General features: G+C 70.9%; 22 protein-coding genes. 10 read left to right on the forward strand and 12 right to left on the reverse strand.

Translation table 11 applies throughout. The features are described from left to right. Window positions 1-40: 40 nt before the first annotated feature. Window positions 41-865: a hypothetical protein gene (locus CFI00_RS07905; RefSeq protein WP_207084650.1), complete on the forward strand. Its 825-nt coding sequence runs from the start codon at window positions 41-43 to the stop codon at window positions 863-865. Window positions 866-927: 62 nt separating this feature from the next. On the opposite strand, the gene glgB is transcribed toward CFI00_RS07905, so the two are convergent. From glgB to CFI00_RS07930, 5 genes are all read right to left on the reverse strand, one after another. Then, window positions 928-2,823, reverse strand: coding sequence for a 1,4-alpha-glucan branching protein GlgB (gene glgB, locus CFI00_RS07910; RefSeq protein WP_242532737.1), 1,896 nt, complete (start codon window positions 2,821-2,823; stop codon window positions 928-930). Next, complete coding sequence (locus tag CFI00_RS07915; protein ID WP_207084652.1) at window positions 2,820-4,229, reverse strand: hypothetical protein; 1,410 nt, start codon at window positions 4,227-4,229, stop codon at window positions 2,820-2,822. Before CFI00_RS07915 ends, glgB begins: the two co-directional genes overlap by 4 nt. Further along, window positions 4,226-5,953: a maltose alpha-D-glucosyltransferase gene (treS, locus tag CFI00_RS07920; RefSeq protein WP_207085423.1), complete on the reverse strand. Its 1,728-nt coding sequence runs from the start codon at window positions 5,951-5,953 to the stop codon at window positions 4,226-4,228. Before treS ends, CFI00_RS07915 begins: the two co-directional genes overlap by 4 nt. A gap of 38 nt (window positions 5,954-5,991) precedes the next feature. Continuing rightward, entirely contained in the window at window positions 5,992-7,986 is a 1,995-nt protein-coding gene (locus CFI00_RS07925) for an alpha-1,4-glucan--maltose-1-phosphate maltosyltransferase (protein WP_207084653.1), read from the reverse strand. 103 nt (window positions 7,987-8,089) lie between these two features. After that, the gene (locus CFI00_RS07930; protein ID WP_207084654.1) at window positions 8,090-11,890 is read right to left on the reverse strand and encodes a M36 family metallopeptidase; all 3,801 of its coding nucleotides are present in this window, start codon (window positions 11,888-11,890) and stop codon (window positions 8,090-8,092) included. Window positions 11,891-11,982: 92 nt separating this feature from the next. On the opposite strand from CFI00_RS07930, the gene glgP reads away from it, so the two are divergent. Next, complete coding sequence (glgP, locus tag CFI00_RS07935; protein ID WP_207084655.1) at window positions 11,983-14,565, forward strand: alpha-glucan family phosphorylase; 2,583 nt, start codon at window positions 11,983-11,985, stop codon at window positions 14,563-14,565. A gap of 19 nt (window positions 14,566-14,584) precedes the next feature. Here the strand turns inward: glgP and CFI00_RS07940 are convergent, their stop codons facing one another. After that, complete coding sequence (locus CFI00_RS07940) at window positions 14,585-15,115, reverse strand: sigma factor (RefSeq protein ID WP_207084656.1); 531 nt, start codon at window positions 15,113-15,115, stop codon at window positions 14,585-14,587. 56 nt (window positions 15,116-15,171) lie between these two features. On the opposite strand from CFI00_RS07940, the gene CFI00_RS07945 reads away from it, so the two are divergent. The 3 genes from CFI00_RS07945 (at window position 15,172) to CFI00_RS07955 (ending at window position 17,074) form a co-directional block, all read left to right on the forward strand. After that, on the forward strand, window positions 15,172-15,606 hold the full coding sequence (locus CFI00_RS07945; protein ID WP_242532738.1) for a MarR family transcriptional regulator: 435 nt from the start codon (window positions 15,172-15,174) through the stop codon (window positions 15,604-15,606). A 104-nt stretch (window positions 15,607-15,710) separates the two neighbouring features. Further along, window positions 15,711-16,667 carry an IS481 family transposase gene (locus CFI00_RS07950; protein WP_207084657.1) on the forward strand — a complete coding sequence of 319 codons (957 nt, stop codon included), beginning with the start codon at window positions 15,711-15,713 and terminating at the stop codon, window positions 16,665-16,667. Between the two features lie 86 nt (window positions 16,668-16,753). Next, window positions 16,754-17,074: a hypothetical protein gene (locus CFI00_RS07955; RefSeq protein ID WP_207084658.1), complete on the forward strand. Its 321-nt coding sequence runs from the start codon at window positions 16,754-16,756 to the stop codon at window positions 17,072-17,074. Between the two features lie 102 nt (window positions 17,075-17,176). Here the strand turns inward: CFI00_RS07955 and CFI00_RS07960 are convergent, their stop codons facing one another. From CFI00_RS07960 to glgX, 5 genes are all read right to left on the reverse strand, one after another. Next, on the reverse strand, window positions 17,177-17,332 hold the full coding sequence (locus CFI00_RS07960) for a hypothetical protein (RefSeq protein WP_207084659.1): 156 nt from the start codon (window positions 17,330-17,332) through the stop codon (window positions 17,177-17,179). Between the two features lie 29 nt (window positions 17,333-17,361). Further along, window positions 17,362-17,730, reverse strand: coding sequence for a hypothetical protein (locus tag CFI00_RS07965; RefSeq protein ID WP_207084660.1), 369 nt, complete (start codon window positions 17,728-17,730; stop codon window positions 17,362-17,364). Window positions 17,731-17,781: 51 nt separating this feature from the next. Beyond that, window positions 17,782-18,135, reverse strand: coding sequence for a hypothetical protein (locus CFI00_RS07970; protein WP_207084661.1), 354 nt, complete (start codon window positions 18,133-18,135; stop codon window positions 17,782-17,784). A gap of 21 nt (window positions 18,136-18,156) precedes the next feature. Then, entirely contained in the window at window positions 18,157-18,480 is a 324-nt protein-coding gene (locus CFI00_RS07975; protein WP_207084662.1) for a hypothetical protein, read from the reverse strand. A 115-nt stretch (window positions 18,481-18,595) separates the two neighbouring features. Continuing rightward, window positions 18,596-20,773, reverse strand: a complete 2,178-nt coding sequence (gene glgX, locus CFI00_RS07980) for a glycogen debranching protein GlgX (RefSeq protein ID WP_242532739.1) — start codon at window positions 20,771-20,773, stop codon at window positions 18,596-18,598. A gap of 93 nt (window positions 20,774-20,866) precedes the next feature. Here glgX and CFI00_RS07985 point away from each other — a divergent pair, with 93 nt between their 5' ends. From CFI00_RS07985 to CFI00_RS08005, 5 genes are all read left to right on the forward strand, one after another. Then, window positions 20,867-21,643, forward strand: coding sequence for an enoyl-CoA hydratase-related protein (locus CFI00_RS07985; RefSeq protein WP_207084664.1), 777 nt, complete (start codon window positions 20,867-20,869; stop codon window positions 21,641-21,643). A 62-nt stretch (window positions 21,644-21,705) separates the two neighbouring features. Further along, complete coding sequence (locus CFI00_RS07990) at window positions 21,706-22,008, forward strand: hypothetical protein (protein WP_207084665.1); 303 nt, start codon at window positions 21,706-21,708, stop codon at window positions 22,006-22,008. A gap of 20 nt (window positions 22,009-22,028) precedes the next feature. Next, window positions 22,029-22,283: a hypothetical protein gene (locus CFI00_RS07995; protein ID WP_207084666.1), complete on the forward strand. Its 255-nt coding sequence runs from the start codon at window positions 22,029-22,031 to the stop codon at window positions 22,281-22,283. A gap of 136 nt (window positions 22,284-22,419) precedes the next feature. Beyond that, a complete protein-coding gene (locus CFI00_RS08000; protein WP_207084667.1) occupies window positions 22,420-23,208 on the forward strand; it encodes an electron transfer flavoprotein subunit beta/FixA family protein in 789 nt (262 codons plus the stop codon). A gap of 19 nt (window positions 23,209-23,227) precedes the next feature. Next, window positions 23,228-24,181 carry an electron transfer flavoprotein subunit alpha/FixB family protein gene (locus tag CFI00_RS08005; protein ID WP_207084668.1) on the forward strand — a complete coding sequence of 318 codons (954 nt, stop codon included), beginning with the start codon at window positions 23,228-23,230 and terminating at the stop codon, window positions 24,179-24,181. A 57-nt stretch (window positions 24,182-24,238) separates the two neighbouring features. On the opposite strand, the gene CFI00_RS08010 is transcribed toward CFI00_RS08005, so the two are convergent. Next, on the reverse strand, window positions 24,239-25,309 hold the full coding sequence (locus tag CFI00_RS08010; RefSeq protein WP_207084669.1) for a hypothetical protein: 1,071 nt from the start codon (window positions 25,307-25,309) through the stop codon (window positions 24,239-24,241). Window positions 25,310-25,719: the final 410 nt, after the last annotated feature.

Genomic DNA, 25,719 nt, shown 5'->3' on the forward strand with positions numbered 1-25,719 from the left:
CACGTCACTCGTTCGGGGGTAGCACCACATGTTCACTCACTTGCGCACAGGGGTGGCCCTGGTCTGCGGCGCAGCCATGGTCTCCGTGCCGGCACTGGTCACCTCGTCGGCATCCGCCATGACGACCGATCAGCAGGCCGGGCAGTCCCTCACCATCACCGTGGCCAAGGGGTCACTCAAGCTCCGGGGAGCAAACGGCCTTCGAGCCGGCCGCATCAAGCTCGCCGTGAAGGGCAAGCCCGCTCCTGTCAGCATCGTGTCCCTCGCCAGGGGCTACACCCTGCGGGAGCTGGCCAAGGACTACGCCGCGTCCAACAAGGGGGACATGAAGGCTTTGAAGCGAGCGATCGCCAACACCACCTGGCACGGTGGCCTGATGACCGGCGGCACCGGCACCATCGTGCTGCCCCGGGCGGGCACGTACATCGCCCTGGTCATGGCCAACAAGATCATGGCGCCCACGACCTTCCGCGTCGGCGCGGTGAAGGCGTCGAAGGCGCCATCGGTCGACGCCACGATCACGGCGCGCAACGGCTTGGCGTGGGGCGGCGCGAGCCACCTGCCCGCGAAGGGCACGTTGAAGTTCAAGAACGCCGACGACCAGCCCCACTTCGCGCTGCTCCAGCAGGTGCAGGAGGGCACGACGATGGAACAGGTCATGGAGGGTCTCCAGAGCGAGGAGGAGCCGGCGTGGCTGCTGCCGGGCTGGGCCCAGACCGACACGCTGAGCCCGGGTCGCCAGATGACGATGGACTACGAGCTGCCGGTGGGGCAGTACGTCCTGCTCTGCTTCTTCCCGGACCCGAAGATGAAGGGCATGCCGCACGCGATGATGGGCATGGTCAAGATGATCCACGTCATGTGACGACCCGCCCCGTGAGCGGTCCCGGACCCGGAGGACGCCAGCGCCCTCCGGGTCCGCCCCTGTCAGTCGTCCTTGCGGAACCAGACCGTCGCGAGCGGCGGGACCACGATGTCGGCGTACGCCGGCTGGCCGTGGTGCTCGCCGGCGACCGCGGTGATCGAGCCGAGGTTGCCCACCCCGGAGCCGGAGTAGGACTCGGCGTCGGTGTTGAGCACCTCGGTCCACCGCCCGGAGTCCGGGAGCCCGAGGCGGTAGCCCTCGTGCGGGGTGCCGGCGAAGTTGGCCACGCAGACCAGGTCGGGGTGGCCGGGGGAGCGGCGTACGAACGAGAACGTGTTGCGCCCCGCGTCGTTGGCGTCGATCCACGCGAAGCCTGCGGGGTCGTTGTCGCGGCCCCACAGCGCGCCGGAGGCGGCGTACGTGGCATTCATGTCGCGGACCATGGCGTGCACGCCGGCGTGCTCGGGGTGCTCGAGGAGCCACCAGTCGAGCTCGCGGCTCTCGGCCCACTCGGACTCCTGGCCGAACTCGCAGCCCATGAAGAGCAGCTGCTTGCCGGGGTGGGCCCACATGTAGGCGAGGTAGGCGCGCAGGTTGGCCAGCTGCTGCCAGCGGTCTCCCGGCATCTTGCGCAGCAGGGATCCCTTGCCGTGCACGACCTCGTCGTGGCTGATCGGCAGGACGTAGTTCTCCGCGTAGGCGTAGACCAGCGAGAAGGTCATCTGGCCGTGGTGGTGGCTGCGGTAGAGCGGGTCCTGGGAGACGTAGTTGAGCGAGTCGTGCATCCAGCCCATGTTCCACTTGAAGCCGAAGCCCAGGCCGCCGTCGCTGGTGGGGCCGGTGACGCCCGGCCACGCGGTGGACTCCTCGGCGATCGTGACGATGCCGGGGACGCGCTTGTAGACGGTGGCGTTCATCTCCTGGAGGAACTGCACGGCCTCGAGGTTCTCGCGGCCGCCGTGGACGTTGGGCGACCACTCGCCGTGCTCACGGGCGTAGTCGAGGTAGATCATCGAGGCGACGCCGTCCACGCGCAGGCCATCGGCGTGGTACTCCTCGAGCCAGTAGACCGCGTTGGCGTAGAGGAAGTTGCGGACCTCGTGGCGCCCGAAGTTGAAGATGTGCGAGCCCCACTCCTTGTGCCAGCCGCGCTGGGGGTTGGGGTCCTCGTAGAGCGGCGTGCCGTCGAAGCGGGCCAGGGCCCACTCGTCGGTGGCGAAGTGCCCGGGCACCCAGTCCAGGATGACACCGACGCCGGCCTGGTGCAGCCGGTCGATGAGCCGCTTGAGGCCGTCGGGGTCGCCGAAGCGGGCGTCGGGGGCGAAGTAGGACGTCACGTGGTAGCCCCACGAGCCGCCGAAGGGGTGCTGCATGACCGGCATGAACTCGACGTGGGTGAAGCCGAGGTCGGAGACGTAGGGCACGAGCGCGTCGGCCAGCTGGTCCCAGGTGTAGATCTCGCCGGAGTAGTGCTTGCGCCACGACGCGAGGTGCACCTCGTAGATCGACATCGCCTCGTCGACGGGCTGGCTGGTGCGCCGCGCCTCGAGCCACGCGTCGTCGTTCCACTCGTGCTGCGAGCGCCACACGACCGACGCCGAGCTCGGCGGCTTCTCGGCGTACTGGGCGAGCGGGTCGGCCCGGTCGCCCCACTGGCCGTCGGAGCCACGGAGGCGGTACTTGTACTGCGCACCCGAGCCGACACCCTCGACGTGGGCGTGCCACACGCCCGAGCCGTCGAGCTTCGTCATCGGATGGGCCGCGCCGTCCCAGCCGGCCCACTCGCCGGCCACCTGGACCTCGAGCGCGTTGGGGGCCCAGACGCGGAAGGACGTGCCGGTGTCGGTCGCCTGGGCGCCGAGCACCTTCCACAGCTCCTCGTGGCGGCCCTCGCCGATGAGGTGGAGGTCGAGCTCTCCGGGGGCGTAGGTGCGGGTGGTGCCGTTCGGGTCGGTCATGACGTCTCTCCCAACGCTGCCAGCGGGATGGACAGCCATCCCGGTCGGTTGCGGGCTTCGTACACGGCCTCGTAGACGGCCTTGTCCGCGAGGTAGGCCTCGAGCAGCGTGCCGGCGGACGCGTCGACCTCGACGCCGCGCTGCGCTGAGTAGGCGGCGAGGAAGGCCTCGCGGTTGCGCGCTGACCACTCCGCGGCCCGGTAGGTCCGCTGGTCCGCCTCGCCGGCGTCGTAGCCGCCCCCGGTGAGGGCCACCACGCGCGGTGCGTAGTCGAAGGAGCGGATCATCCCGGCCACGTCACGCCACACCGAGTCGGGCCTGAGCCGCTCGGCGAGCGGCTTGGCCGGCTCGCCCTCGAAGTCGACGATCTTCCAGCCGCGCGCGGTGCGCAGCGTCTGACCCAGGTGGAGGTCACCGTGGACCTGCTGGACCCCCACGCGGTCGAGGTCGCGCAGCCGGGCGTACGTCGCCCGCAGCCCCGCCTCGTGCTCGGCCAGGCCGGGCACCACCTCGAGGGCGGCCTCGAGCCGTCCCTCCATGGCGCTGGCCAGGGCGTCGACGGCGTCGGCGTCGCGGTCCTCCACGGGGAAGTGCGCTGCCAGGTCGGCGTGGACCTCGGCCAGTGCCACGCCCAGCCGGGCGGCCTCGCCCGCGAAGTCGCCGCCCACCTCGTCGGCGTGCAGGTCGGCCTCGGCGAAGAGGTTGCGGACGCTGGCCAGCGCCAGGTCCCAGCCGTCGCTGGCGGTGCGGAGGAACTGCTGCAGCATCGCGAGCTGGATGGTCGTGTTGGTCTCCTCGTCCACGAGGTCGAGCCAGCCGTAGAGCGAGGCGACGTGCGTCGACCCGGCCTCGGTGAGCACCTGGTGGATCGCCACGTCGGGGTTCACCCCGGGCGTGACCTTGCGGAAGACCTTCATCAGCGCGTCCTCGCCGAACGCGACCGAGGAGTTCGACTGCTCGCCCGAGAACAGCGTCGAGTGCGCCTCCAGGTCGAGGTCGTGGCCCGGCAGGCTGTGGAAGGCGAGCTGGCCGCGGTCGGCGCTGGACGGCGGCGCGGCGAAGGCACGCAGCCACAGCGCCATCGACTCCCGGTCGTGGAGCGCGTCGTAGACGAAGGCGTGGCCGAACGACGGGTCGTCCCACTCGCCGACCAGCGCGTGCGCCAGGCGCTCCTGCGGCTCGGAGTAGAACGCCAGCGGCAGCTGGTAGAGCTCGCTCTCCTCGCCCTGCTCGGAGCGGTAGGCCACCTCGGCGAGGTCGATCGTGACCCGCAGCCCGGGCGGTGCATCCGGCAGCTCACCGACACGGCGTACGCCGGCCAGCGACCACTCGCGCCCCTTGCCGCCGAACCAGCGGGCCTCGCCGATCCACGTCGTCAGGTCGTGCGTCCTGCTCTCGTCACTCACTGTTCCACCCCCGAGCCGGTCGGATCCGTCAGTCGCAGCCACAGGAAGCCGTAGCCGCCGAGCGTCAGCAGGTAGGGCAGCTCGCCGATGGCCGGGAACGGCACCCCGCCGAGCAGCTCGACGGGCACCATGCCCTCCCAGTGGCGCAGGTCGAGCTCGACCGGCTGCGGGAAGCGCGAGAGGTTGTTGACGCACAGGATGACGTCGCGCCCCTCGTCGGTCTCGTGCTCGCGGATGTAGGACAGCACGCTCGGGTTGGAGCCACCGAGGTCGACGAAGTCGCCGAGGCCGAAGGCCGGGTGGCGGCGCCGTGCGTGCACCAGGCGCCGGGTCCAGTGCAGCAACGAGGAGGTGTTCTCCAGCTGCGCCTCGACGTTGACCGACTGGTAGCCGTAGACCGGGTCCTGGATCGCCGGCAGGTGGAGCTTGCCGGGCGTGGCGTTGGAGAAGCCGGCGTTGCGGTCGGGCGTCCACTGCATCGGCGTACGCACGCCGTCGCGGTCGCCGAGCCAGATGTTGTCGCCCATGCCGATCTCGTCGCCGTAGTAGAGCACCGGCGAGCCGGGCAGCGACAGCAGGATCGCGGTGAAGAGCTCCATCCGGTTGACGTCGTTGTCGAGCAGCGGCGCGAGGCGGCGGCGGATGCCGATGTTGGCCTTCATCCGCGGGTCGTGGGCGTACTCCGACCACATGTAGTCGCGGTCCTCGTCGGTGACCATCTCCAGCGTCAGCTCGTCGTGGTTGCGCAGGAAGATGCCCCACTGGCACCCGTCGGGGATCGACGGCGTCTGCTCGAGGATCTCCGAGATCGGGAAGCGCGACTCGCGGCGCACGGCCATGAAGATGCGCGGCATCACCGGGAAGTGGAACGCCATGTGGCACTCGGTGCCGACCCAGCGGCCGTCCTCGGTCTCCTCGGGGCCGAAGTACTCCACGACGTCGGCGGGCCACTGGTTGGCCTCGCAGAGCAGCACCCGGCCGGGGTAGTGCTCGTCGACGAAGCGGCGGCACTTCTTGAGGAAGTCGTGCGTCTCGGGCAGGTTCTCGCCGTTGGTGCCGGGACGCTCGTAGAGGTAGGGCACGGCGTCGAGGCGGAAGCCGTCGAGGCCCATGTCGAGCCAGAACGCCATCGCGTCCAGCATCGCGTCGTGGACCTTGGGGTTGTCGAAGTTGAGGTCGGGCTGGTGATGGAAGAACCGGTGCCAGAAGTACTGCTGGCGCACCGGGTCCCACGTCCAGTTCGACGGCTCGGTGTCGACGAAGATGACCCGGGCGTCCTGGTAGAGCTCGTCGGTGTCGGACCAGACGTAGAAGTCGCCGTAGGGGCCCTCGGGGTCGCTGCGGCTGGCCTGGAACCACGGGTGCGCGTCGCTCGTGTGGTTCATGACGAAGTCGATGATCACGCGGATGCCGCGCTGGTGGCAGGCGTCGAGGAACTCGTGGAAGTCCTCGACCGTGCCGCACTCGGGGAGGATGTTGTTGTAGTCGGCCACGTCGTAGCCGCCGTCGCGCAGCGGCGAGGTGAAGAACGGCGGCACCCACAGGCAGTCGACGCCCAGCCACTCGAGGTAGTCGAGCTTCTCGATGAGGCCCTTGAAGTCACCGGTGCCGTCGCCGTTGGAGTCGCGGAACGAGCGGACGAGCACCTCGTAGAAGACGGCCGTGCGGAACCAGTCCGGCTCCGCGTTGAGCACCGCGGTGGCGGCCCCCGCGTCCGTCGGCATCTGGGCCGACGTGGGATGGGCTGGCGTGTGGTGCTCGGTCAACGGTGGCTCCTGACGCTGATGACGTGGGCGGGCTCGTGTCCGGGGTCGAGGCGGACGTAGTTGTGCCGGCTCCAGCCCCAGTCGGCACCGGTGATCTCGTCGTGGGCGTTGAACGACTCGTGCCACTCCAGGCCGAGCGCCGGCATGTCGAGGTGGACCATGGTCTCCCGCGTGCCGTGGGGGTCGAGGTTGATGACCACCAGCACCACGTCGTCGTGCCCGTCGGGCAGCGTGTGGCGCTTGGAGAAGACCAGGACCGAGTCGTCCTCGCTCTCGTGGATCGTGATGTTGCGCAGCAGCTGCAGCGCCGGGTGCTGGCGCCGGATCTCGTTGAGGCGGGTGAGGTAGGGCGCGAGGGTGGTGCCCTCGGCGTCGCGCTGCTCCCAGTCGCGGATGCGGATCTGGAACTTCTCCGAGTCGAGGTACTCCTCCGACCCGGGCTTCACCGCGACGTGCTCGAAGAGCTCGTAGCCGGCGTAGACGCCCCAGCTCGGGGAGCCGGTCGCGGCGAGGGCCGCACGGACCTTGAACGCCGCCGGGCCGCCGTACTGCAGGTAGGCGTGGAGGATGTCGGGGGTGTTGACGAAGAAGTTCGGGCGCATCAGGTGGTCGGACTCGCGCGAGACCTCGACGAGGTACTCCTCGATCTCCCGCTTGCCGGTGCGCCAGGTGAAGTAGGTGTAGCTCTGGTGGTAGCCCACGGCACCGAGACCGTGCATCATCGCCGGCTTCGTGAACGCCTCGGACAGGAAGATGACGTCGGGGTCCGTACGCCGTACCTCGGCGAGCAGCCACTCCCAGAAGGCCAGCGGCTTGGTGTGCGGGTTGTCGACGCGGAAGATCCGCACGCCGTGGGAGATCCACAGCTTCACGATCCGGAGCACCTCGCGGCAGATGCCGCTCGGGTCGTTGTCGAAGTTGATGGGGTAGATGTCCTGGTACTTCTTCGGCGGGTTCTCGGCATAGGCGATCGTGCCGTCGGCGCGCGTGGTGAAGAACTGCGGGTGCGTGGTGACCCACGGGTGGTCCGGTGCGGCCTGGAGGGCGAGGTCGAGGGCGACCTCGAGCCCGAGCTCGCCGGCCCGGGCGACGAAGGCGTCGAAGTCCTCGAACGTGCCGAGCTCGGGGTGGATCGCGTCGTGGCCACCGTCCTTGCTGCCGATCGCCCACGGCGAGCCGGGGTCGTCGGGGCCGGGCGTCAGCGTGTTGTTCGGGCCCTTGCGGTTGAGCTCGCCGATCGGGTGGATGGGCGGCAGGTAGAGGACGTCGAAACCCATCTCCGCGACGCGGTCGAGGCGCTTCGCCGCGGTGCGGAAGGTCCCGGAGACGACCTTGCCGGTCTTCGGGTCGCGGGTGGCGCCCTCGGAGCGGGGGAAGAACTCGTACCAGCTGCCGAACAGGGCGCGGACGCGGTCGGCGCGGAAGCGGAACGGGCCCGTCACCGAGGTCAGCTCGCGCAGCGGGTGGGCGAGCAGGACGGCGTCGAGCTCGGGGTCCTGCAGGGCAGCCAGGCGCGCGCCGACGGGACGGTCCTGGTCGCTCGCTGCGGCGATCGCACCCTTCACGAGGGCGGCGGACGCGTCGTCGAGCTCGTCGGTGCCGGAGCCGCCGGCGACGCGCTCGAGCAGGAGGCGCGCCTCGGTGAACATCAGCTCGACGTCGACACCGGCGGGGATCTTGATGCCGGCGTCGTGCTGCCAGGTGGCCACGGGGTCGGACCACGAATGGATCTCGAAGGTCCACTCGCCCTCGGTGTCGGGGGTGACGTGGGCGACGTAGCGGTTGGGGGCTGCCCCGTCGGGGACCATCCGCACCGGGACGCGACGTCCTCCTGCCGGGTCCGTGGCCACGACCTCGGCCGAGAGCTGGTCGTGCCCCTCGCGGAACACGGTCGCCCGGACCGGCATCGGTTCGCCGACCGTTGCCTTCGCCGACTGCCGACCGAGGTCGACGACGGGGGATACATCCATCACGGGTATGCGTCCAACCATGCCCCCACACTTGCGAACCCCGTGCCCGCACGCAAGCCGACCGCGGCCCGGGCCACCCCTTGGGACGGCCCCGGCCGCGGCCGGTCGTGAGCGGTGCGTCGCGTCAGCGGCTGCGCTGGACCGTGATGCGGCGCGGACGCGTCCTCGACGGCGTGAAGGCCGCCGGGTCCTGGGGGACGAACCGCACGCGCACGGTGTTGCGACCCGGGCGCAGGCGGGACTTGCGCACCTTGACCCGCGCCGTCCCCCCGGCGGTCCTGAGGACCTTGTACGTCCGCTTGTTGACCCGGACGACGAACGTGCCGGCCTCCTTCTCGACCGCGGAGCGCACCGTCAGGAACAGGACGGGTGCGGGCTTGCGCGGGCTCTGGAAGGCGCGCTTGACGATCATCCGGACACGTGTCGCCCTCGGGGCCGAGGTCTCCGTGCCGGTTCCCGTGCCGGTTCCCGTGCCGGTTCCCGTGCCGTTGCCGGTGCTCGGCACCGGCTCGCCGCCCACGGGAAGCTCGGTGCCGAACACCTGGAGCTCGCTGGCGTGCACGATGCTGTCGCGGTCCGAGCCGGACGTGCAGTCGGTGTCGTTGGTCGCGTCGGCGTCCTGGTCACCGGCGTACCCGTCGAACCCGGTGCACTGGTTCTCGAGGGCGACGAGGCGTACGGCGGCCGCGGAGGTGTCGGGCACGTCGAAGGACCGCAGTGTCAGGTCGGGTGCGACCGGACGGGGCCGCTGGGCCGGGAAGGCGTCGGCGGGCGAGGTGTAGAACCGCGTCCAGGTGGCGCTCGACGACGCGCAGTCGGCGGTGCAGGCCTCGAGAGCGAACTGGCGCAGCGCGGTGAAGCGCGATCCCGAGTCCGGGTCCTCGTCCACCTCTGCGAGCAGCGGCACGGGGTCCGCCTCGGCGGGGGCGGGGGTGAGCATCGCGCTCACGGCGACGCGACGCACGGTGTGCGTGTCGCCGGCGAGGTCGACAGTGACGGAGGGACTCGTCACGTCCACGCTCTCGGCGACCACGCCACCCCAGTTGGTGGACTCGGTGCCGTCGATGAGCTGTGCGGGGTTGCGCGAGCCGTCCGTGGTTCCGATCACGGTGGCACCCGCCGCTGCCGAGGCGAGGTTGACCCCGTTGTCGGGCACAGCGACCGTACGGCTGCCGCCGGTGTCGGGCACCTCGAGCGTGAAGCGCGTGAAGCCACGGTCGGGAGAGACGGCCACCATGCGGTACTGCCCGGCGGTGAACGCCACGGTGGAGGAGAGCTCGGTGTCCGCCACCGTGTCGGCGACGGGGGTCACGCGCGCCTCGAAGTCACCGACGTAGATCTTCGTGCCGGCAGGAGCGGTGAAGGTGACCTGCTGGTCGGCGGAGACGGGGGAGGCGAAGCTGGGCGTCACCTCGTGGGCGTCGGCGTCGGGCGTGGAGGCTCCCTCGCCCAGTCCCCGACGGGCGAAGGCGTCCCAGATCGCCTCCCGGTTCGCGCCTCCGAAGCGCATCTGGTCCGCCGCGACCAGCGCGTTGCGCGCGTCGATCATCGACGTCGCGCCCTGCTGCAGCAGGAAGGAGTCGAACATCAGCTGCACCCAGCGCCGGTTGCCCGGGCACGTGTCGGCCGGTCGGGGCGTCGTGCCGGGCGTGGCCTGGGCGCAGGCGAGCTGCAGGGCCTTGTCGGCGTACGGGAACTGGGCGTCGTACTTCTCGACGAGTGCCTGGCGCACCTCCCACATCGTGCCGTTCCAGATCTCGCCGTCGGAGTGGACCTCCGGGCCGGTGCTGTCGAAGCCGTAGTTGGAGAAGTTGAGCGGGTTGCGGTTGACGGCGTAGTCGCGGATGGCCGTCTGGAGGTTCCCGGTGGCGTAGGCGCCGATCGCCCAGATGTTGCCGCCGTTGTCGTAGCCGTGGCTGAACTGGTACTCGCCGGCGACGAGGTCCCCCCACGACTCGCCCATGGCACCGCCCTGCTCGGACGTCAGGCCCTCGTCGGGCCCGCCCACCATCCGGTTGGTGATGGCGTGGGTGTACTCGTGGCCGACGATCCCCATGTCGAGACCACCGTCGGTGCAGGGTGCGTAGAAGGCTCCGGCGATGGGCTGGAAGAGGTACTGGTTGGTGATGCCGGGGGTGCCGTCCTGCAAGGTGATCTGGTTGGCGTTGTCACGGCCGAGACCGCTCTGCAGTCCGCCGATCGCACCAGCCTGCGCGTTGCCGATCTCCGGGTCGCCGCCGATGCCGCCACGGTCGAAGTTGTCGACCTGCATGTTGTAGTTGGCCTCGGTGAAGCCCAGGTAGTAGCTGTAGTCGTGCATCCGGTTGTGCGCCGCGAACAGGTTGGTGACCGAGGCGTCGATGTCGTTGCCCCCGGGGCGCAGCTCGAGGGGGTCGCACCCGGAGTTGTTCCACGCGTCGGTGAACTCCGTCGTGTAGTCCCGCGTGGGTGAGTACGGCGCCTGGAAGAGGCCGCCGGGCGTCAGCGGGCTGGCCCATGCCTCGTGGGTGTTGGCGTTGTTGCCGATGGTGGTGAAGGTCGGCCGGCCCCCGAGGGTGTCCCAGGCGCCCACGGACGCGGGGTTGGCGAGCGCGCCCGGAGGCACCGTGCAGGTGTCGCCACCCAGCGTCCAGCAGCCGACGGCGGAGTTGCCCGGCACCTGCTCGGACGAGTCCAGGGTGGGGTTGGCGAGGAACCAGCGCCACTGGGCCGCGGGGAGGGCGTCCGGCGAGGGGGCGGCGGTGTCGCTGGTCCGCACGGTGACGGCGTACTGGCCCAGGAGGCTGGAGGTGTCGAACGGGCAGACCTGGACGGAGTAGGTGCCGGCCGGGATGTCGTCGGAGGCGTACGTCGCGACCTCGGGGTTGGTGGCGGTGTCGCCCGAGGTGAGCACCGTGTCGCCGCGCCAGATCTTGACGACGAAGTCGTCGGTGGGGGCGCCGACCGCGACAGCGATCATCTGCTTCGTGGCGGAGTCGCCCAGGGCGAACTCGTGCTTGATGCCGCACTCGGTCGAGCCGGGCGGGAAGGAGCCCGTGAAGCTCTCCTGCACCTCGGCGTGGTCCTGCTGGTTGCGCCGCACGAGCACATTGCCGTCGACGGCGTCGACGAAGAGCGTGTACGCCTTGGCCGCGGCCCCGGCCACCTGGACCACGTTGGCCTCGTACACCGGTCGGACCGTGCCGTCGGTCAGGGCGAGTGCCCGCAGCCGCACCTGCTGCTCCTGGGCGAAGCCGGGGACCTTGAGCCGGGTCCAGCCCCGCGAGGTGCTGGTGAGGACATCGGACGCGACGCCACCGGCCTCGCCGACGTCGGCGGCCGCCTTCAACCACGCCTGCACGGGTCCGAGGACCGGCTCGGCCGGTCGGGCGCCGGCCGGGGTGCGGGTGAGTGACGACGACACGAAGGCGACCTCGGCGTTCGCCACCCCCACCGTCACGAGTCCACCGGCCGCCGCGGGGAGGCCGTCGAAGCGCTGGCGGAAGAGCACCGCCACGCCGGCGCTGTCGGCCATCTCCTGCACGTTGACGAGCTGGAGTGCGTCGACCGATGCAGTGCTGATGCCCAGGACGGCGGCGTGGGTGCGCAGCCACGAGCGCGCGCCGTCGGCCGCCGTCCCGGTGACCGAGCCGAGGCTCCCGTCCGCCGGGAGGATCGAGGAGGGGGTGCCGAAGGAATTCCACCGGACGTCGGCGTCGAGGTTCCGGGCCGCCTCGACCTGGTCGGCCAGCGGATCGCTGGGCGCGCGGACGTCGAGGTCGGCGAGCGCGTCGACGGGATCCCCGAAGGTCCGCACGTCGAGCGGCGACGCGCCGAGGGTCGTCTCGGGCTCGGCGGTGGCCGGCGAGGCGATCGTGGTGAGGGTGGAGATCGCGAGGAGCGACGCGACCGCGAGGGATGTGCGGCCGGAACGGGAGCTGGTCATGCCGCAACAACGCCGGGTGTCACCGGCGAGTTACGCGGGGCTCGCCGCGCGGCTCTTGGATCGATCCAAGAAATGCCCTAGCGTGCTGGACCGTGCGAGCGTTCCGACGATTCACCGTCCGTCCTGTCCTTCCCGAGCCCCTCGGCGCCCTGTCCGTCCTCGCGGGCAACCTGCGCTGGTCGTGGCACCCCCCGACCCAGGACGTCTTCGCGTCCGTCGACCCACAGCTGTGGCGCGACGTGGCCGGTGACCCGGTCCGGTTCCTGGGGGCCGTGAGCCGCGAGCGTCTCGACGAGCTCGTCGACGACGGGGACTTCCGCGCCCGGCTCGACGCCGCCCACGCGGACCTCCAGCGCTACCTCTCCGAGGACCGCTGGTACGCCCGCAAGGCCGGCGAGGACGCCCCGCGCGCCATCGCCTACTTCTCGTCCGAGTACGGCATCGCCTCCGTGCTGCCGCAGTACTCCGGCGGTCTCGGCATCCTGGCCGGCGACCACCTGAAGGCGTCCTCGGACCTCGGCATCCCGCTGGTCGGTGTCGGCCTGTTCTACCGCCACGGCTACTTCAAGCAGGCGCTGGACCGTGACGGCTGGCAGCAGGAGAGCTACCCCGTCCTCGACCCCGACGAGCTGCCGCTGACCCAGCTGCGGGAGGCCGACGGCACGCGCGCGACGGTCTCGATCGCGCTGCCCGACGGCCCGGACCTCGTCGCCCGGATCCTGGTGGCGCAGGTCGGCCGCGTGCCCCTGCTGCTCCTCGACACCGACATCGAGGACAACAGCGCCCACTACCGCGACGTCACCGACCGCCTCTACGGCGGCAACTCCGAGCACCGCCTGCGCCAGGAGCTGCTGCTCGGTGTCGGAGGCGTCCGGGCGCTGCGCGTGTGGTCGCGCATCACCGGAGCCCCGGCCCCCGAGGTCTTCCACGCCAACGAGGGCCACGCCGGCTTCCTCGGGGTCGAGCGGATCCGCGAGCTCACCGTGGGTGACGACGGGCCGCACCTCGACTTCGACACCGCGCTCGAGGTTTCGCGCGCCGGCACGGTCTTCACGACCCACACGCCGGTGCCCGCGGGCATCGACCGGTTCCCCCGCGAGCTGGTCTCGCAGTACTTCGGCGGCAGCTCGCCGACGCCGGGCGTCCCGGTCGACCGCGTGCTCGCCCTGGGTGCCGAGGACTACGACGGCGGTGACGCCGGCGTCTTCAACATGGCCGTGATGGGCTTCCGCCTCGCCCAGCGCGCCAACGGCGTCTCGATGCTGCACGGCCACGTGTCGCGCGGGATGTTCAACGGCCTCTGGCCCGCGTTCGACGAGGCCGAGGTGCCGATCACGTCGATCACCAACGGCGTGCACGGTCCGACGTGGATCGCGCGCGAGGTCATCGAGCTCGCCGCCAGCCGCGGTGCCGACATCGACGGTGACGACACCGACGCGCTGTGGCCGATGGTCGACCAGTTCGGCGACCGCGAGATCTGGGACCTCAAGCGCACGCTGCGCACCCGCTTCATCGAGGACGCTCGCGACCGGATGCGCCGTTCGGCGGCCAAGCGTGGGTTCGCCCCTGCCGAGACGACGTGGATCGACACGGCCCTCGACCCCGACGTGCTGACCATCGGCTTCGCGCGCCGCGTCCCGACGTACAAGCGGCTCACGCTGATGCTGCGCGACCCGGCCCGCCTGAAGAAGCTGCTCCTCGACCCCGAGCGCCCGATCCAGCTGGTCATCGCCGGCAAGGCGCACCCGGCCGACGAGACCGGCAAGCGGCTCATCCAGGAGATGGTGCGCTTCGCCGACGACCCGGAGATCCGCCACCGCATCGCCTTCCTGCCCAACTACGACATCGCGATGGCGCAGCCGCTCTACCCCGGCTGCGACGTGTGGCTCAACAACCCGCTGCGCCCCTACGAGGCCTGCGGCACGTCGGGCATGAAGGCCGCGCTCAACGGGGGCCTCAACCTCTCGATCCTCGACGGCTGGTGGGACGAGTGGTACGACGGCAACAACGGCTGGGCGATCCCGTCGGCCGACGGCATCGACGACGCCGACCGTCGTGACGACCTCGAGGCGCACGCGCTCTACGACCTGCTCGAGACCGACGTCGTGCCGCGCTTCTACGAGACCAACCACGAGGGCGTCCCGCCGCGCTGGCTCGAGATGGTGCGCCACACGCTGAAGTCGCTCGGCCCCAAGGTGCTCGCCACCCGCCAGGTGCGCGACTACGTCCGCGAGCTCTACGCGCCCGCCGCGCACACTGCGCGCTCGCTCAACTCCGACTACGCCGGCGCCCACGAGCTGTCGGCCTGGAAGCAGACCGTCCGGGAGGCGTGGCACGGCGTGCGCGTCGAGCACGTCGACTCCGAGGGCGTGGGCGACCAGGCCGAGGTCGGTGCGACCCTCGCCGTACGCGCCTGGGTGGCGCTCGGCTCGCTGTCGGCCGACGACGTCGAGGTCCAGGTCGTGCACGGCAGGATCGGCTCCGACGACGAGCTCACCGCGACGACCGTGACCCCGATGCTGGTGGGGGAGTCCTACGACGGCAACCGCCACCGCTTCGACGCTGCGGTGTCGCTGGACCGGTCCGGTCCCTTCGGCTACACGGTGCGCGTCGTCCCGCGCAACGAGGCACTGGCCTCGGTGGCCGAGCTCGGCCTGGTGGCCGAGCCGGTCTGATGCCGGCGTGCCGTGGCGCTCAGGCCGAGCGCCACGGCTCCGGTGCGGCGGGGCCGCTCCCGAGGTCTAGGAGAGCAGTCCTCAGCCGCGTCAGGACATGATCGGGCGACTCGCCGGTGTCCTCGGCGACGTCGCCGTAGGTGCGTGCGCCGAACCAGGAGAGCTCCACCGCCCGAGCGTCGGGTCCCGACAGCGCGGCGAGACCGGGGGTGGGCGTCGGTGCGCCGAGCTCCTGTGCCCGTGGCCTCCGCGTCGACCTCCGGCTCCGGGCGGCGTGCTGGTGGGCCACGCCCACGATCCAGCTGCGGGCCGACCCCTGGGCCGGGTCGAAGAGCGACGCGGTCCGGATGACGGCGAGCAGGGCGTCGCGCGCCAGGGCCTCTGCCCGCTCCGGGTCGCCCGTCATGTGCAGCACCAGGCCGTAGACGACCTCGGCGACGTCGTCGTACACGGCCGCCGCAGCCTCGCGGTCGCCACGACCCGCCTCGATCAGCCGTTGTTCCAGGATCTCCACCACGATCGGCACTCCCTCCCCAGGGGTCCTCAACATCTTGCGTCCAATGATCTTGTGCACAAGGTAGCGCCTCCGGGGTGCATGATGTCCCCGTGACCGAGATCGACACCCCTCCGTTGTCGGACCAGCTGTGCTTCGACCTCTACGCCGCATCCCGGGCGGTCACGGCCGCCTACCGTCCCGCCCTCACCCAGCTGGGCCTGACGTACCCGCAGTACCTCGTGCTCATCGTGCTGTGGGAGCGCGACGAGCGGGCGGTCCGTGACATCGCGGAGGCGTTGCGGCTCGACCACGGGACACTCACGCCGCTCCTGCGGCGGATGGAGGTCGCAGGCTTCGTCGCACGGCACCGCCACCACGAGGACGAGCGCTTCGTGGTCGTGTCGCTCACCGCGAAGGGCGAGCGCCTCCGAAGCCACGCCGAGCGCATCCACTGCGACATGAAGGACGCGCTCGCGCTGAGCGTCGAGGAGTTCTCCGACCTGCAGATGACCCTGCGGACGCTCACGGAGCGGGTCGGCTCCTAGCTGTACTCGGCAGGGACGTTGGTGACGGCCTGGGTCTTGTGAACGAGGAGAACCTCCCGGCTTAGTGGAGATGTCTAAGTCATCCGCTCGCCCAGGAGGTCCTCGTGGCCCACGCTAACGCTCGTTTGAATCTGCATGGTCGTCGTCTGCTCATCGAGCGGGTCATCGACCACGGTCGTCCCGTCGCGCATGTCGCCAAAGAACTCGGCATCTCACGTCAGTGCGCCCACCGCTGGGTTGCCCGGTTCCGCGCTGAGGGCGAGGCCGGCCTGGTCGACCGGTCCTCACGCCCACACCACTGCCCCCACCGTGTTCCACGCGAGGTCGAGCAAGCAGTCCTGTTGCTGCGCCGCACCGAGCGCCGCGGACAGGACTGGATCGGACCCGAGCTCGGGATCCCCGCCCGCACTGTCGGGGCGATCCTGCAGCGCCACCACGTCCCACTCCTGCGCACCTGTGACCCGTTGACCGGCGAGGTGATCCGCGCGTCGAAGACCACAGCGGTGCGCTACGAACGCGACACCCCCGGCGACCTGGTCCACGTGGACGTGAAGAAGGTCGGCCGGATCCCTGATGGCGGCGGGTGGAAAGCCCACGGCCGCGGCGAGCGGCCCAGCTACAAGCGCAGGGTCGGCTACGACTACGTCCACGCCGCGGTCGACGACCACACCCGACTCGCCTACGCCGAGATCCTCACCAACGAAACCGGGGCGACCTGCGCTGGGTTCTTGGCACGCGCCGCCGGCTTCTTCGCCGAACACGGCATCACCATCCGTCAGGTCATTAGCGACAACGCCCTGAACTACACCCGATCACGCGACTTCGCAGACGTCATCGAGTCCCTCAACGCTCAACACATCACCATCAAGCCGCACTGCCCTTGGCAGAACGGCAAGGTCGAGAGGTTCAACCGGACCGTCCAGACCGAGTGGGCCTACCACCAGGTCTTCACCAGCAACGACGAACGCGCAGCAGCACTGGCGCCCTGGCTCGACTTCTACAACACTCGACGACGCCACTCAGCCATCGGAGGACTACCCCCGATCAGCCGACTGTCATGAACCTGCCTGCCGAGTACACCTAGCGCGTCGCGGTGCCTCGCGTTGCAGCCCTTGCCGCCGGCCGCCACCGTCGCGAGGATCGCTCCATGTCCTCGACCCCGCCGCCGGACCTCCTCGACCCTTTCCTCGCCGCCGCAGACACGGTCGGCACCAGGCCGGATGTCGACACCGGGCTGGCGCGCGAGCTGATGGCCGAGGCGGCCGAGGTGCTGCACAACAGCTTGGCCCTCGACCACCTCGACGCGCACGACCGCGCGCTCGCGGTCTCCGCCCTCGCCGCCGACCTCACCTCGCTCGACCCGGGTGCCGCCGTACGCGCACGTGCGGCCGGCGTCGACGACACGCTCCACGACCCCGAGGGCACGCGCGGGTCATACCTGGCCGCGGTGCAGGTCCTCGGCCTCTGACCCTGCCGTCGGACGGACCCAACCCGGTGGTAGCAGCGCGCCTGCGCGTGCCACGAACCGCGGGCCGAACGTTGGGTCCCTGCGACTGTCGGCGAGGATCGGTCAGTCGTCGCGTAGGGCGCGGTGCTGGTCGACGTTGCGTACGTCGTCCGGGTCGGGGGAGTGGCTCGTGTCGACGCTCGCGATGGTGTCCTCGACGCCAACGCTGGCGGGGAGGGTCGAGAAGCGCCGGTCGGGTGAGTCGTCAGGAGCTCCCATACGACGACTGTAGCCCTGGACGGGGCGGATCAGCCGAAGGTCAGCACGAGGCCGATCGCGGTCGGCACCACGCCGAGGAGCAGCCACGGCGAGAGGATGCGGCGGCCGTGGATCGCGAGACCCGTCGCGACGGCGATCGCTCCGAAGATCCCGGCGATGACGTTGAGCCCGATCTTCGAGCTGTCCGGTGCGTCGTCGAGCATGACCGCGGCGACCACCAGGCCGACCACCAGGTGCAGGATCGTCGTGACGGCCAGCGTCGACATGACCCACTTCTGGACCCGCGCGAGGTCTCGCGCGTCCTTCTCGGGGTCCGCCACGACGCGACGGGGGGCATTCATGTCGAGGAGATGACCCCGACCCTTCTCCTGGCGACGTGCGGGAACGCTGCTGGCCATGTGCCCATTGTCGCAGGTCATCGGCGGTCGTCGGGAGTCGGCGAGCCCACCTCAGCCGCCGAGCAGCGGCGCGAGGGCGTTCGTCAGCACGAACCCCGCCGCCACCACGACCGCGATCGCCATCGGCACCCTGGCCCGCCGGTCGCCGAGCCGGACGGCCTGCCTGCCGAAGTGCACGGCCAGGACCGCCGGCAGGACGAAGACGACCAGGGCGGGGACGGTGGCCGCGATCGCGACCGCCCACGTCGGCTGGGCGTCGCCGACCTCGTAACCCATGGCGGAGGCGAGGCCCTCGCCGACGAGGAAGGCCAGCGGGAAGGTGAGCACGAAGCCCAGCAGCGAGAGCCACGCGCGGCGGGTGAGCGCCGCAGCGGGGGCGCCGGTCACGTGCGGTGTGGCGGTCATGGTGGAACCCTCTCGGGTCGGTCAGCCCAGGGCGATCACGAGGGCGATGAAGGCGACGAGACCGACGAGGGCGACCCCGAGCCCCACGCGGGCGCGGTCGCGGCTCGCGGTGCGGCGGGCGAAGGAGTAGGCGATCGGAACGCCGGCAAGGCCGAGCGGCAGGCCGGCCAGAGCGATCGCCCTGACCCAGTTGGGCGGGTCGACGACGTCGGACAGGCTCAGCACGTAGGTCGCGGCGACCGACGCCGAGAAGAGCAGGCCCAGCACGAGGGTGACGCTGCCCGCCGTCGGCGTGGGGCGTCCGCCCGGGACCGGCCGGATGTGGTGGGTGGCGGTGGTGTTCATGGCCGACTTCCTTCCTCGTCTCCAGCCTGCGCCTCCCGGCGGCACGTCGGAAGTGCCGGTGGACCCCGGCCCCGTGGCCAGAGGTCCCCCGGTCGGCACCGACGCAGGTCCCGGGTCAGGTCTGGCGCATCACCAGCACCGAGCGTGCCTGCAGCAGCATCGAGGTGCCTGCCACGACCGGCGTGCCCACGGCGACCTCGGCATTGGTCGAGAGCACCACCTCGCCGTGGTGGACCCACTGATTGTCCGGGAGGACGAGCTTGACGTCGTCGGCCCCGGCGTTGAGCCAGATCATGAAGGACTTGTCCCGGATCTGCTCCCCGCGGGGACCGGGGTAGCGCAGTGGTGCGCCGTTGAGGAACATCCCGACCGTGCGGACCGAGTCGTCGTTCCAGTCGTCGGTCGCCATCTCGCGGCCGCTGGGGTGGACCCAGACGAGGTCCTTGATGCCGCCGCGGATGGTGGGCCGGCCCTCGAACCAGTGACGCTGGCGCAGGACAGGGTGCTCACGGCGCAGCCGCAGCGCGGTCTTGGTGATCTCGTAGAGGTCGAGCCACGCGTCGTCGGGACGCCAGTCGATCCACGACGTCTCGTTGTCCTGGCCGTACGCGTTGTTGTTGCCGCCCTGCGTGCGCCCGCGCTCGTCACCGGCGGTGAGCATCGGCACGCCGCTGGAGAAGCAGAGGGTGGCCATCAGGTTGGCCGCCTGGCGGCGCCGCATCGCGACGACACCGGTGTCGTCGGTCTCGCCCTCGACGCCGCAGTTCCACGACCGGTTGTTGTCGGTGCCGTCGCGGTTGTCCTCGCCGTTGGCCTCGTTGTGCTTGTCGTTGTAGGACACCAGGTCGCGCAGCGTGAAGCCGTCGTGCGCGGTCACGAAGTTCACCGACGCGTAGGGCGAGCGGCCGTCGTCGGCGTACAGGTCGCTCGAGCCGGCCAGGCGCGTCGCCACGGTGCGTACGCCGGCGGAGTGGCCGCGCCAAAAGTCCCGCACGGTGTCGCGGAACTGGTCGTTCCACTCGATCCACGGCGGGGGGAACCGGCCGACGCGGTAGCCGTCCATCGAGGCGTCCCACGGCTCGGCGATCAGCTTCACGTGGCGCAGGACCGGATCCTGTCCGATCGCGGTGATCAGGTGGCTGCCGAGGTCAACGACCTGGTTGGTGCGGGTCAGCGCGCTCATCAGGTCGAAGCGGAAGCCGTCGACGTGCATCTCGTTGACCCAGTAGCGCAGGGAGTCGAGGATCATCCGCAGGCTCTGGGTGTGGGTGGCGTCGACGGTGTTGCCGCAGCCGGTCACGTCCCAGTAGGTGTCGGGCATCGGGTCCGCGCCCGGCTCGGGCTGGGGCGCGACGACGCGCTGGTAGTAGCCGAGGTCGTCGAGCCCGCGGAAGCTCAGCGTCGGCCCGAGCGGCCCTGCCTCGGCGGTGTGGTTGTAGACGACGTCGAGGATGACCTCGAGGCCCGCCTCGTGGAAGGCCTTCACCATCTGCTTGAACTCGGTGACCTGCTGGCCGCGGTCGCCGGCGTGCGCATAGGCGTTGTGGGGGGCGAAGAAGCCGAGCGAGTTGTAGCCCCAGTAGTTCACCAGGTCGCGCTCGGCCAGGGCCGGCTCGGAGAAGAACTGGTGCACCGGCAGCAGCTCGACGGCCGTGACGCCGAGGTCGCGGAGGTAGTCGGTGACCGCCGGCGTGGCGAGCCCGGCGTAGGTCCCGCGCAGCTCCTCGGGCACCCGGTCGTGCAGCGCGGTCATGCCCTTGACGTGCATCTCGTAGATGACCGTGTCGCGCCAGCGCCGGCGCGGCGAGGTGTCGGCGCCCCACTGGAAGTCGTCGTAGACGACCACGCTGCGCGGCACGTACGCCGCGGAGTCGAGGTCGCTGATGGTGTCGGGATCGCCCGGCACGTAGCCGAAGATCGCGTCGTCGGCCACCAGGTCGCCCGAGACCGCCTTGGCGTAGGGGTCGAGCAGCAGCTTGGCGGCGTTGAACCGCAGGCCGGCGTCGGGGTCCCACGGGCCGTGGGCGCGGTAGCCGTAGCGCGTGCCGGGCGCGACACCGGGCACCGCGCCGTGCCACACGCCGAGGGAGTGCTCGGTGAGCAGGTGGCGCGTCTCGACGTCGTCGTCGTCGAAGACGCACACCCAGAGCCGCTCGGCGTTGGGCGAGTAGACCGCGAAGTTGGTCGCGTCGTGGGACCAGGTCGCCCCGAGGGGGTAGTTGCGACCCGGCCAGACCTCTCGCGTCTCGCCGTCGTGGTTCCAGACTGATGCTTGGTCGGGGGGCGGTGTCACGCGAGCCATTGTGGTGCTTCCCGGCGGGCACGGCAGAATGCGCCCACGCAGTGATGGACGCCGACACCGGCGCACCGACGAAGGGGAGCAACCATGGAGTTCGTCTCGATCGACGTGACCGACGGGGTCGCGGTCCTGCGGCTGGACCGGCCCAAGATGAACGCGATCAGCGTCCAGGTGCAGGCCGACCTCCGCGAGGCGGCCGCCGAGCTCACGGAGCGCGACGACGTACGCGCGGTGGTGCTGTGGGGCGGCGAGCGGGTCTTCGCGGCAGGCAACGACGTCAAGGAGATGGCCGACATGTCGTACGCCGACATGGTCAAGGTCTCGACGTCCGTCAGCAGCGCGACCACCGCGATCGCCCGCATCCCGAAGCCGGTCGTCGCCGCGGTCAACGGCTACGCCCTCGGCGGGGGCTGCGAGCTCGCGCTCTCGGCCGACGTGCGCTTCGCCGCCGAGGACGCCGTCTTCGGCCAGCCCGAGGTCCTGCTGGGCATCATCCCCGGTGCCGGCGGCACCCAGCGGCTGACCCGCCTGGTCGGCACGGCGAAGGCCAAGGACATCATCTTCACCGGACGCTTCGTCAAGGCCGACGAGGCGCTGCGCATCGGCATGGTCGACCGTGTGGTCCCTGCCGACAAGGTGCTCGAGGAGTCGGTCGCCTGGGCCGCGCAGTTCAGCGGGGCGGCCGCGCTCGCGATCCGCGCCGCGAAGGAGTGCATCGACCGGGGGAGCGAGGTCGACCTCGACACCGGCCTGGAGATCGAGCGGCAGCAGTTCGCCGGGGTGTTCGCCACCGAGGACCGTACCCACGGCATCACCTCGTTCGTTGAGAACGGACCGGGTAAGGCCACGTTCGTCGGCCGTTGACACCGTCACACCCCCCCGCTCGCCCCGGGCCGAACCACGGCCCCGACAAGGAGACATGCACTGTGGCAACGAAGATCCGGGCTGCGCTGGCCCAAGTCCTGTGGCTGGCCTGCGCGCTGTGCGCCCTGGTGCTCGCCGTCGGCGCGCTGCTGGTCGCGCTGGACGCCAACACCTCCAACGCGCTCGTCGACGCGGTCCTGCAGGCGGCCACGATCGTCGACCTCGACGTCTTCTCGCGCAAGGAGGGCATCAAGCAGTTCGGCGGGGAGGGTGCCGAGGTCAAGAACGCGCTCTTCAACTGGGGTCTCGGTGCCATCGCCTGGCTGGTCGTGGGTCGCATCCTCGACCGCATCGTGAAGCCCTGACCTCGACGTAGGTTTCCCGCATGTCGTTCATCTCCCGGTCGCTCACCGCAGCGTCGGCGGCCGCGCTGGCCCTTGCGGTCGTCCCGGCGGGTCCCGTGGCGGCGTCCGCGCCGCCGTCCAGCACGACCCTCACGCTCAGCACGACGGAGTCGGCCGCGGTGGCCCGCCTCGGCCGCCTGCGCGCCGGCGGCTACCGCGTGGAGGTGACCTACGTCGGGGACAGCCAGCACCGGCGTACGCGGGTGACCGGGCGGTTCCGCGTCCCGCGCGGGTGATCCCGGACAACGCACACGACCGTGATAGGGCCACTGTGAGCGACTCCACCCGAATCACCGTTCCGCGGTCGGGTGACCGGCTAGTAACCTCGCAGGCACATCCGATTTCACAGGAGGGGCCGCGAGGCCACACGCCATGAACATTGTTGTCTGTGTGAAGTACGTGCCGGACGCCACCGCCGACCGCAAGTTCGAGGACGACTACACCGTCGACCGCGTCGGCGTCGACGGTCTGCTGTCCGAGCTCGACGAGTACGCCGTCGAGCAGGCCCTGCAGTTCCGCGAGAAGCGCGAGGGTGAGGACATCGAGATCACCGCGCTGACCGTCGGCCCCGAGAAGGCCGTCGACGCGGTGCGCAAGGCGCTGCAGATGGGTGCCGACAAGGGCGTCCACGTCGTCGACGACGCGATCGCGGGCTCCGACTACATCGCCACCTCGCTGGTGCTGGCCAAGGCGATCGAGAAGATCGGCGCGGACCTCGTGGTCTGCGGCATGGCCTCCACGGACGCCTCCGGCTCCGTGGTGCCGGCGATGCTGGCCGAGCGCCTGGGCATGCCGCAGGTCACGCTCGCGTCGGTGATCGAGTCGCAGGGCGACCAGGTCCGCATCAAGCGCGACAACGAGGGCTCCACCGAGGTCATCGGCGCGACGCTGCCGATCGTGCTGTCGGTCACCGACCAGTCGGGCGAGGCGCGCTACCCCTCCTTCAAGGGCATCATGGCCGCGAAGAAGAAGCCGCTGGAGACCTTCTCGCTGTCCGACCTCGGCGTCGACGCCGGGCAGGTCGGCCTCTCGGTCGCGTGGTCGCAGGTCGAGGACACCACCGAGCGCCCGCCGCGCACCGCCGGCGAGATCGTCACCGACGAGGACGGCTCGGGCGCTGGCGCGCTGGTCGACTTCCTCGCGTCCAAGAAGTTCATCTGAGCAGGACAGGAGAGCCACCATGTCTGAAGTCCTGGTAGTCATCGACCACGCCGACGGCGAGGTCAAGAAGCCCACCTACGAGCTCCTCACGATCGCGCGCCGCCTCGGCGAGCCGTCCGCGGTGTTCTTCGGCTCGCCCGAGCACGGCGACGCCGTGGCCGAGAAGGTCAAGAAGTACGGCGCCGAGAAGGTCTACGTCGTCGACGACGCCCAGATCAAGGGCTACCTCGTCGCGCCGAAGGCCGAGGCGCTGCAGCAGCTGGCCGAGAAGGCGAGCCCCGCCGCGATCCTGCTTCCGTCGACGTTCGAGAACAAGGAGGTCGCCGGTCGCCTGGCGATCAAGCTGGGCTCGGGCCTGATCACCGACGCCGTCGACGTCGCCGAGGGTGGCGTGACCACGCAGAGCGTCTTCGCCGGCAACTACACCGTGCAGGCCAAGGTCACGCAGGGCACGCCGATCATCACGATCAAGCCGAACTCCGCCGCTCCCGAGGAGGCCGCGGGTGCGGGCGCCGTCGAGGCGTTCACCGCGACGGTGTCGGACGCGGCGAGGACCGCGCAGATCGTCGCCACCCAGCCGCGCCAGTCGACGGGTCGTCCCGAGCTGACCGAGGCCGCGATCGTGGTCTCCGGCGGTCGTGGCACCGGCGGCAACTTCGAGTCCGTCGAGGGCTTCGCCGACTCCCTCGGTGCAGCTGTGGGCGCCTCGCGCGCGGCCGTCGACTCCGGCTGGATGCCCCACGCGTTCCAGGTCGGCCAGACCGGCAAGACGGTCTCGCCGCAGCTCTACGTCGCCAACGGAATCTCCGGTGCGATCCAGCACCGTGCCGGCATGCAGACGTCGAAGACGATCGTCGCGGTCAACAAGGACCCCGAGGCTCCGATCTTCGAGCTCGTCGACTTCGGTGTCGTGGGTGACCTCCACACTGTCCTGCCCGCCGCGACCGACAAGGTCAAGGAGCGCAAGGGCTGACTCCCTCGCCCCACCGGACGCCCCCGACCTGCCTGGTCGGGGGCGTTCGTCGTTCCGTCAGCGGCGGCTGCGGCGTACGGTCCACTCGCCGTCGCGCTCGACCACGCGGACGGTGTAGCCCTTCCAGCGGCTGGAGATCGTGAACCGGTAGGGCAGGTCGTACGCCTCGGCGCGCGCGTCGCCGCAGGTCGCTGACGGGGTCGGCAGGTTGGTCCTCGTGCGGCCCTGCCAGCCGTTGGCGCTCGACCGCCTGAGGATGGTCGGCCACCCGCGGTCCCGAGGGGTGGCCGTGAGCAGCACGGCCGCGTCGGGGCCGTCGGGCACGACCACGTCGCACCGACCCCGTACGCCTCCCGGCAGCGTCACCACGCCCCGCTCGGCCGAGATCACGTGGGTCACGGTCCGTGCCGGGACAGCGACGTAGCGGCCGTCGGGGGAGAAGCCCCAGGTGTTCTGCCGCATCCGCAGCGCCCGCCAGCCGACGCCGTCGGCCGTGGTGAGCACGACGCGGCCGGTGCCGCACCGCAGCTCCACGGCCATGACCTGCAGGGGCGGGTCGATCCACTTGTCGCCCCAGCGGCACGTCCGGCCCGCGCCGACGTCGTACGCCAGTCGCCGCGGACCCCAGGTATGGCTCGCCGCGTCGTAGGACTGCACGTGGAGACGACGACCGCGCACGCCCGCTCCCAGCGCCACCAGTGGCAGCCCGGGCGCCGTGAAGAAGTCCGTGCTGAGTGGGCCACGGTCGTGGTCCATCAGGCCCGGGGCGTGGGCCGGAGCCACCTCGGAGACCGTCCAGGGGGAGGAGGCGTCCGTGCGGGAGATCGTCGAGCGACGGGCCGGGTCGTCGAGGTCGCCGAACCAGGCGGTGTCGGCGTCGACGTTCTCGAACCCGGCGTCCTGGCAGCCGTCCGCGAGCGGCAGCTCCTGTCGGGTCGTGGGCCCGTCGCCGGTGCGGGACAGGACGACGACCTGGCAGCGCCCGCCGGACGCCGCGCCGTAGAGGTAGGACACCCGGGCGGAGTCGGTGATGGTGGCCGTGGTCGTGTACTCGCGACCGCGGGTGTCGGCCGGTGACGGGCGAAGCCGGCCTCGGTGCGCGTCACGTAGCCGCCGGCCTCGGGCCACACCGCCCGGGTGCCGTCGGGGGAGATGCCGGGCTCTTCGTAGGCCTCGCCCTCCAGCTCGTACGCCGACCAGGTGAGCGTGTCGGCCGACCACAGGGCGCGGGACGCGGTCGGTGCCTGGTCCTCGGCGTAGCCGTTGAGGTCGCACTCCGCGGTGATGGCGACCGCACCGGCGGCCGTGCGCACGTCGAGGTCGCCGCAGAAGAGGTCCTCGTCCCGCAGCACGACCTGCGGCTCGCCCCACGTCCCGGTGGCGGCGTCGCGACGCGTGCTGCGCACCGTGCGGTGGTTGCGGCTGGTCCAGACGCGGAAGGTGTCACCACCGGCCAGCGTGACCTCGGCCCCGTCCCGGATGTCGCGTGGCAGCTCCGCGGCGGGTGCGGGCGGTGCGCTCCCCGCGGTCGCACCGGT

The organism is Nocardioides sp. S5 (genome assembly GCF_017310035.1).
GTDB lineage: Bacteria > Actinomycetota > Actinomycetes > Propionibacteriales > Nocardioidaceae > Nocardioides.

What these genes read in the sequence shown, in the direction of transcription:
- glgB (WP_242532737.1), bottom strand. Translation starts at nt 2,823, where the DNA reads ATGACCGACCCGAACGGCACCACCCGCACCTACGCCCCCGGAGAGCTC.
- treS (WP_207085423.1), bottom strand. Translation starts at nt 5,953, where the DNA reads ATGCCGACGGACGCGGGGGCCGCCACCGCGGTGCTCAACGCGGAGCCG.
- CFI00_RS07925 (WP_207084653.1), bottom strand. Translation starts at nt 7,986, where the DNA reads ATGGTTGGACGCATACCCGTGATGGATGTATCCCCCGTCGTCGACCTC.
- CFI00_RS07930 (WP_207084654.1), bottom strand. Translation starts at nt 11,890, where the DNA reads ATGACCAGCTCCCGTTCCGGCCGCACATCCCTCGCGGTCGCGTCGCTC.
- CFI00_RS07940 (WP_207084656.1), bottom strand. Translation starts at nt 15,115, where the DNA reads ATGTTGAGGACCCCTGGGGAGGGAGTGCCGATCGTGGTGGAGATCCTG.
- CFI00_RS07955 (WP_207084658.1), top strand. Translation starts at nt 16,754, where the DNA reads ATGTCCTCGACCCCGCCGCCGGACCTCCTCGACCCTTTCCTCGCCGCC.
- CFI00_RS07960 (WP_207084659.1), bottom strand. Translation starts at nt 17,332, where the DNA reads ATGGGAGCTCCTGACGACTCACCCGACCGGCGCTTCTCGACCCTCCCC.
- CFI00_RS07965 (WP_207084660.1), bottom strand. Translation starts at nt 17,730, where the DNA reads ATGGCCAGCAGCGTTCCCGCACGTCGCCAGGAGAAGGGTCGGGGTCAT.
- CFI00_RS07970 (WP_207084661.1), bottom strand. Translation starts at nt 18,135, where the DNA reads ATGACCGCCACACCGCACGTGACCGGCGCCCCCGCTGCGGCGCTCACC.
- CFI00_RS07975 (WP_207084662.1), bottom strand. Translation starts at nt 18,480, where the DNA reads ATGAACACCACCGCCACCCACCACATCCGGCCGGTCCCGGGCGGACGC.
- CFI00_RS07985 (WP_207084664.1), top strand. Translation starts at nt 20,867, where the DNA reads ATGGAGTTCGTCTCGATCGACGTGACCGACGGGGTCGCGGTCCTGCGG.
- CFI00_RS07995 (WP_207084666.1), top strand. Translation starts at nt 22,029, where the DNA reads ATGTCGTTCATCTCCCGGTCGCTCACCGCAGCGTCGGCGGCCGCGCTG.
- CFI00_RS08000 (WP_207084667.1), top strand. Translation starts at nt 22,420, where the DNA reads ATGAACATTGTTGTCTGTGTGAAGTACGTGCCGGACGCCACCGCCGAC.
- CFI00_RS08005 (WP_207084668.1), top strand. Translation starts at nt 23,228, where the DNA reads ATGTCTGAAGTCCTGGTAGTCATCGACCACGCCGACGGCGAGGTCAAG.